A 6,737-nucleotide genomic window follows, 5' to 3' on the forward strand; every position below is an offset into this window, starting at 1 on the left:
TCATCACATTCACTCCTTCAAAACAAAATAATTAGAAAGCGCTATCTAATTATAGTATATAAATTTTTTTGACCATTTGAACATGATAATTTATACTTAAAACATGGTATTTTCTTCATAATTAGGTCTATAGAGGAGGATAATAATGGAGGATTTTGGGTATCATAATAAGTCAGTTTCTGCTCCAATTTCCCTTTCTCAATACGGATATGAATCTTATCATCCCAATTCTTCTATTTTTAATTATATAGTTCAACAAAAATGGATATTTCATTATGTTTTATCTAGTAAGAGATTCTTAGAAGTAGAAGCTCAACATTTTGAACTTAAAGAACACGATATTTTCTTTTTTTCAAGGTCAAAAAGGAATCCTGGACACTGATTTGGTTAGGTATACAAGGTGATAAGACTTCTGAATTTTTGAAAAAAACAACTTTACTAAAAATACTCATACAGCTAGTTTGACTGAGAATATGAAAAAAAGTAAAAAATTAGGTTTTAAATAATTAAAAGGGGGCATGATATAAAGGATCTTCGACAAGTAGAAAATCCATAGATTTTCCACCAACACTAAATATTGTAGAACCGATATAAATTAAATAGTTACGCCCCCACATCTATTACAAAACTGCTAAAATATTTAATGAATACATTAGTATTGATAAAACTAAAAATATCCAAATAACCTTGGTTGAATTGAGAGATTTTTTGCTCAATAACCAATACGCCAATAAAACTAAAACAACAGGTACTATAGCTGGCATAATAGGATCTAACATTTCTTTTTGAAAAGATAGTTTCTTATCACCAATAACTAATTTGAATGGAACACCAACCTTTACAACACTAGGAACCAATCCTCCTAATACTACTACACCAAGTAAAGTTGCTGATTCAGTTAAATCTTTCAACAGTCCACCTACACTGGATACCAGTTTTTTACCTTCTCGGAAAGCAATTGGTAACTCAAAATATCTTAAAAAGAGTATAATGAGAGATACTAATAACCAAAGTAGTACACCTAATGGATTCCCTTCTAATCCCATATAAGCTGCTAGAGATCCAAAAATTGTTGGAATCACTGCACCGAATAAAGAATCACCTACAGCTGCAAAAGGTCCCATCATACTCGTTTTAATTGCTGCTACAGCATCTTTCGATTTGCTTCCATCTTCTGCTTGCAATGCTAAATCAATTCCAATAATAAATGCACTTAAAAAAGGACTGGTATTATAGAATTGCATTTCTGATTGCAACACACTTTTTAACTCTTTTTCATCTTTGTATAACTTTTTCAAAGCTGGATATACAGCTCGAACATATGCCACATTCATCATTCGTTCGTAGTTCCAACCTAGTTGAGCTCCAAACATATATCTTAAGCTAACTTTTCTCAAATCTTTGCTACTTAATTTACTAACATTAGATTTCATCATCATCAACCTCTCCGTTAACTACTTCTATATGATTGATAGTAGCTAGTTTTGATTCTAATAAACGTTTATCTTGTAATTTTTTATAGTGAATAATAGCAGCTGCCAATCCTGCAAAAGAAATACCCATCATTGGAATATTTAAATAAGCGGCTAAAATATACCCAATAATTAAAAACCCCAAAAAATTCCTAATTGGCAAATAATGTAGTAAAATGGCAATCCCAACAACTGGTAATATAGCTCCTGCCAATTTTAATCCTCCCATTAACCAATCCGGTGCATAATTTAATACTGTATTTACTACTTCATTACCAAAAATTAAACATAAACCTACTGGTATTGCACGAGATAATGCAATAGGAACTAAACTTAGCCATGCTTCTAAACTAATCTTATGAAAATTTTCTTCTTCTATATGTTTATCCACACGATGTAAAAAATAAACCCCACAAAAACGAGCTAAAATATCTAATTGAACTAATAATAAGCCTACAGGAACAGAAATACCTATTGCAAATTCAATACCTTTACCACTAACAACCCCCAATGCTGTACCAATAATTGCCCCTGTACCAAAATCAGGAATTGATGAGCCACCAAATGTTCCTACACCTAAGACCATCAGTTGTAATGTTGCTCCTACCAATAAGCCTGTCTTAATATCTCCCATTATAATTCCTGCTAGAAAACCAGAAATTGCTGGTTTACTTAATTGTAATCCTGACAGATAAGGATCAATTCCTCCTAGTATAGCTAAACATATTAAAGAAAAAATCTGAAAAAAAGAAATATCATTCATGATTAAACTAACTCCTTTATATTATTTTGAACTTTTCACTGCCCCAATATCTAGTATGTCATCTAACTTATTACCAAAAAAATCAGTTCCTAAATTATAGCCATTTTTATCGACAACCTTCTTCCCGCTATGAATAGCAAGAGATGATTGTTCCAATTTATATCCATCAAATACTGTATTCTGACTGAAACGATCATATGTTAAATAGTTAAAATTAGGTTTTACGGGACCATTTCCAGGAGAAACAAATATATTCGACTCTTGGCTATTTACTAACAAAGCATTATTATCTGAACTCGGCAAATCACTATAGTTATAATATAAATTATTGCTATAGATAATACGATTATTTGGATTCCACTCTTCCTTTACTGGTTGTTTTCCAGCATTGTATATAATATTATTCTCAATCAGAGCTGATCCAGTATTCATATCCTTTCGTACAAAAAGTACACCTTTATCTATATAAAAAATGTTATTATAGATATGGGCATCAGGATTATTAGGCAAATTCAAAATACCTTTTTTATCATTTTGACTAATATTAAATCTGAATGTACTATTTACTGCGTTTTCTAAACAGAACATAACTGTTCCTCCAGAATTTCCACTACTATAATTATATTGATAAATAGTTCCATCAGCCGAATCTGCATCCCATGCTTGACCATCACCATTTCCTTGGTCTGCATTTTTTGTACAATATGCTTCATTATATTGGAATAACGCATTTTTACACTTTCACGGCCACATTGCTGCTGCAACACGTTGTGTGGCAATTGGATAGTCTGTTGTATTCATTTGCCTTCCTGCTCCATTAGAAACATTTCTTTGAATAATTGGAGAACTACAATACATCGTTACAATACCGTCTCCACCTGCATCTTCGATATAATTGTTTTCAATTAAAACATTTGTATTTCCATAATTGTCTATTAACTCCTGATCTATTTCTGCAGAGTTTTGAAATAAATCAAAATAGGCAGAAGATGCAACTGCTGGTCCTGTTCGGCTAACATTTTTAATTCTATTACCTTTAATGATAATATTGTCATACTTTGGAATACCTGTTTTTTCTTCATTATCCGGAAGTTCAGAAATGAAATATATTCCACCATTAGCCATATGCTTATTGTATATATTCCCATCTACATCATGAATATATAAATTTTCTAACACAATATTCTCAAGAGTTCCTTTATTTTTAGCAACACTTGCAACCCCGGTTCTATCCATTACTTTTAAATCATTAAAAGCTAAATGATCTGGTTGACTTTTTTCACGATCATTTGTTATCTCTATATTTTTAATCTTTATATACTCAATATCTTTTAATAAGATAGAGCTAGACACATTACCTTTATATTTATGCCATGAGTTTGGTAAAGGTTTTCCATAATCTTGATACCAGACCCCTTTTCCATTAGTATTGATAATCGGAAGGTTCCCTCTATCACCATAATTACTGATTTCAATACACGCCTTTATATTTCCTGAATTTTTTATTTGTAAATACTGATCATCAAAAACCGATCCATTTTCTAATAAAACTTTATCCCCTGGATTTAATTTAAGTTCATTTATTTTGTTTAAACTTTTAAAAGGCTCAGATTTAGATAATCCTGAATTAGTGTCACTCCCTCTTTGCGAACTAACATAGTAACAATTACCAATGGGTTTACTTTCAGCATGAGCGACTTTTGTTAACATAGATAAACTGATCAAACAGCAAGTTGCAATAAAATATATTTGAAATTTTTTATATTCATATTTTTTCCCACATTCATTCATCTTCTAAATCTATTGGATTTGCTTCCAAATATTCATTTACATGTATAATATTTTCTATTCCTTTATTTACCAAAGAACTATCTTCTCCTAAAAATTGATTATTAACAAAGCCTATAACCATTGGCATATTCATTCCTGCATATAGTTCTATTTCTTTTCCTTCTAAAATTAATCGAGAAACAACATTGCACGGAGTGCCTCCCATTAGATCAGCCAGAACTGTAACTTTTTTCAAACCATTAATCGTTTTTTCGAACTTTACTCGAAAATCATTTGCTGACTCTTCAGGTAATAACCCTACAGCATAAATATCTTTTTGTGTTCCCATGATCATTTCAACACTTTTCTTTAACTCTTCACAAAATCGTCCATGACTAATTAAGACTAAATGATCCGCCATCTTTTCTCCTCCTATATATATTTTTATTTATTTAACAGAGACATAAAGTCATCTGCTTTATCACTTGGTACCATCTGTGCAATCAAATGAACCCCTTTTTCATTTAATTGCTTGAAAACATCTATATCATCATCTACAACATTAATCGATTTCGTAATTGATCTAGTCTCAGAAGTTTGAGACATGTTCCCTACATTAATCTCTTCTATCAGAACACCTAATTCCACTAATTTTAATAATCGATCTGGTTTACGTGCAATAATCAGTAACCTCTGAGAATCATATTTACCAGCTAAAATATTTTGAGCAGCTTTTTCAATTGGCAAAACACTTAATTTTACTCCTGCTGGGGTAGCCAATTTCAATCCGCTTTTTTCAATATCATTTTGAGCCACTTCATCATCCACAACCATAATTCGAGAAATATTCAATTTGGTTGTCCATAAATTGGCTACCTGTCCGTGAATTAAACGTCCATCAATTCTTACTCCAATAATACTCATTATTCATCCCTCTTTCATTTCTTTATACAATGGCGCTTTTAATAAATTGATTTCTGGTTCATAGGTGCCTTCTGTCTCAAAAATAACAATTTCATTCTTACCAACTTTTAGAAAACCACTAGAGACGTACAGCGAAAGCATTGGTCCTACTTCCCAAAAACGACCGATATTGGTCTGATTAACAAAGACAATTCCTTTACCAAATTTACTTAAATCAATAAAACAATCACCGACATCCTCTAAAAGAAATTCATATCGATAAAAACTTGGGTGTTGAGGTTGCCATCCTTTTGAATAATCCACAGTTTTACAATTCTCCAAAGGCAATGAATATTGTTGCCAATTCGTAATAAAATGTAAGTCTGCCATTACTCCCGTTCTAATTCCTTTTTTTTGCGTTTCTGCAAAGAGTTTATGTCCATAATTGACACGTCCCATATTTTCAATCAAAATATCCACTTGATTGATTTCTTCTGCCATACTAACTTGTATATCTTCACCTATTTCTGTTTGATATTGGGTAACTTGTAATTTTTGATTCAAAAATAATTGACTGCGATCTCTGCCATCAATCACCCGTAATCGTTCTTCCTCTGCATCCCTCTCTATCATTGTTCGGTAAAGTAGATAACCTGTATTTTGTCCTAACTCTTCCATTGTCTTTGGATACTTTGATTGAACCGGTTGACTAATGGTATCTAAAGTCGCGAAAAGACTTACTTTATTCGTCAAAGAAATCTTTTTCTTTTCGATCGTGGGTTTAATGACAGGATCTAACTGCTTAATCTCTGGATAATTGTCATGAATCATTTTACGCAATGCATAATATTTTTCTGTTGGATTCCCCTGCTCATCTAATGGTGCGCCATAATCATAAGAAGTAATTTGTGGTAAATCAATCACTCCTCTTGCAGAACAACCATTCATAAACCCAAAATTCGTTCCTCCATGAAACATATATAAATTAATGCTTCCTTGTTCTAATACCTCTTTTACCGCTTCAGCGAGTTCCTGTGGATCTCGTTGAATAATTGGTTCTTTCCAACGATTAAACCAACCATCCCAAAATTCCATACACATCAATGGCCAATTTTTATCATATTCTTTAAAAAACTGCTTCATAGAGTCAAAGTTATCTTTTGCTTTAGAACCAAAATTACCAGTAACCAAAATATCATCTTCAATCATGCTTCCCGCTCGTAAAGTAGCCCGCCACGGTCCATCTGAAGTGAAAAAAGGAACGGTCACTCCTCGCTCAATCATCAAATCTCTTATCGCACGCAGATACTCCTTTTCTTCCCCAAAAGATCCATACTCATTTTCAATTTGAATCATCAAAATATTTCCCCCATTTTTAAGTTGATGGGGAACAATCCTTTTCATCAAGACATCATAATAATCCGCCACATGTTCTAAATAAGCGGTTTCATTCCTGCGGATATGGATATGTTCACGGAGTAGCCATGACGGAAACCCTCCAAATTCCCATTCAGCACAGATATAAGGCGATGGTCGTACAATAGCATATAATCCTAAGTCTTGAGCTATTGTCAAAAATCTCTCTAAATCCAATATCCCTTCAAAATGAAACTCTCCTTTTTGAGGCTCATGTAAATTCCAAGGAACATATGTCTCTACTGTATTAAATCCTAGTGCTTTTAAATTATACAAAGAATGCTTCCAATCACATGGAGGAACCCGAAAATAGTGAACTGCACCAGATAGTATTCTAAATGTTTTTCCATTTAATAAAAATTCTTCTTTTATTTCAAATTCTTTCATAGTTTACCTCTCACACCTTAGTATAC

At 32.3% G+C, this 6,737-nt stretch carries 8 protein-coding genes; 1 reads left to right on the plus strand and 7 read right to left on the minus strand.

The features are described 5' to 3' along the window. Positions 1-145: 145 nt before the first annotated feature. The gene (locus A5883_RS12075) at positions 146-382 is read left to right on the plus strand and encodes a hypothetical protein (protein ID WP_086338667.1); all 237 of its coding nucleotides are present in this window, start codon (positions 146-148) and stop codon (positions 380-382) included. 238 nt (positions 383-620) lie between these two features. Here the strand turns inward: A5883_RS12075 and A5883_RS12080 are convergent, their stop codons facing one another. The 7 genes from A5883_RS12080 to A5883_RS12110 all read right to left on the minus strand — a co-directional run bounded on the left by A5883_RS12080 (position 621) and on the right by A5883_RS12110 (position 6,711). Next, positions 621-1,439: a PTS system mannose/fructose/sorbose family transporter subunit IID gene (locus tag A5883_RS12080; protein ID WP_369915308.1), complete on the minus strand. Its 819-nt coding sequence runs from the start codon at positions 1,437-1,439 to the stop codon at positions 621-623. Beyond that, positions 1,423-2,235: a PTS mannose/fructose/sorbose/N-acetylgalactosamine transporter subunit IIC gene (locus A5883_RS12085; RefSeq protein WP_086338668.1), complete on the minus strand. Its 813-nt coding sequence runs from the start codon at positions 2,233-2,235 to the stop codon at positions 1,423-1,425. Before A5883_RS12085 ends, A5883_RS12080 begins: the two co-directional genes overlap by 17 nt. A 21-nt stretch (positions 2,236-2,256) precedes the next feature. Beyond that, positions 2,257-2,823, minus strand: coding sequence for a hypothetical protein (locus A5883_RS12090; RefSeq protein WP_086338669.1), 567 nt, complete (start codon positions 2,821-2,823; stop codon positions 2,257-2,259). Positions 2,824-2,976: 153 nt separating this feature from the next. Further along, complete coding sequence (locus tag A5883_RS19225) at positions 2,977-4,026, minus strand: right-handed parallel beta-helix repeat-containing protein (RefSeq protein ID WP_176323990.1); 1,050 nt, start codon at positions 4,024-4,026, stop codon at positions 2,977-2,979. Beyond that, positions 4,019-4,426, minus strand: a complete 408-nt coding sequence (locus A5883_RS12100) for a PTS sugar transporter subunit IIA (protein WP_086338670.1) — start codon at positions 4,424-4,426, stop codon at positions 4,019-4,021. Before A5883_RS12100 ends, A5883_RS19225 begins: the two co-directional genes overlap by 8 nt. 23 nt (positions 4,427-4,449) lie before the next feature. Further along, positions 4,450-4,929: a PTS system mannose/fructose/N-acetylgalactosamine-transporter subunit IIB gene (locus tag A5883_RS12105; RefSeq protein ID WP_086338671.1), complete on the minus strand. Its 480-nt coding sequence runs from the start codon at positions 4,927-4,929 to the stop codon at positions 4,450-4,452. 3 nt (positions 4,930-4,932) lie between these two features. Then, positions 4,933-6,711, minus strand: a complete 1,779-nt coding sequence (locus A5883_RS12110; protein WP_086338672.1) for a glycoside hydrolase family 35 protein — start codon at positions 6,709-6,711, stop codon at positions 4,933-4,935. Positions 6,712-6,737: the final 26 nt, after the last annotated feature.

The sequence above is a fragment of the Enterococcus sp. 5B3_DIV0040 genome (assembly GCF_002140755.1).
Lineage (GTDB): Bacteria > Bacillota > Bacilli > Lactobacillales > Enterococcaceae > Enterococcus_D > Enterococcus_D casseliflavus.

Excerpts from the sequence above, each read along its gene's own strand:
- A5883_RS12075 (WP_086338667.1), top strand. The coding sequence starts at position 146 with ATGGAGGATTTTGGGTATCATAATAAGTCAGTTTCTGCTCCAATTTCC.
- A5883_RS12080 (WP_369915308.1), bottom strand. The coding sequence starts at position 1,439 with ATGATGATGAAATCTAATGTTAGTAAATTAAGTAGCAAAGATTTGAGA.
- A5883_RS12085 (WP_086338668.1), bottom strand. The coding sequence starts at position 2,235 with ATGAATGATATTTCTTTTTTTCAGATTTTTTCTTTAATATGTTTAGCT.
- A5883_RS12090 (WP_086338669.1), bottom strand. The coding sequence starts at position 2,823 with ATGTTCTGTTTAGAAAACGCAGTAAATAGTACATTCAGATTTAATATT.
- A5883_RS19225 (WP_176323990.1), bottom strand. The coding sequence starts at position 4,026 with ATGAATGAATGTGGGAAAAAATATGAATATAAAAAATTTCAAATATAT.
- A5883_RS12100 (WP_086338670.1), bottom strand. The coding sequence starts at position 4,426 with ATGGCGGATCATTTAGTCTTAATTAGTCATGGACGATTTTGTGAAGAG.
- A5883_RS12105 (WP_086338671.1), bottom strand. The coding sequence starts at position 4,929 with ATGAGTATTATTGGAGTAAGAATTGATGGACGTTTAATTCACGGACAG.
- A5883_RS12110 (WP_086338672.1), bottom strand. The coding sequence starts at position 6,711 with ATGAAAGAATTTGAAATAAAAGAAGAATTTTTATTAAATGGAAAAACA.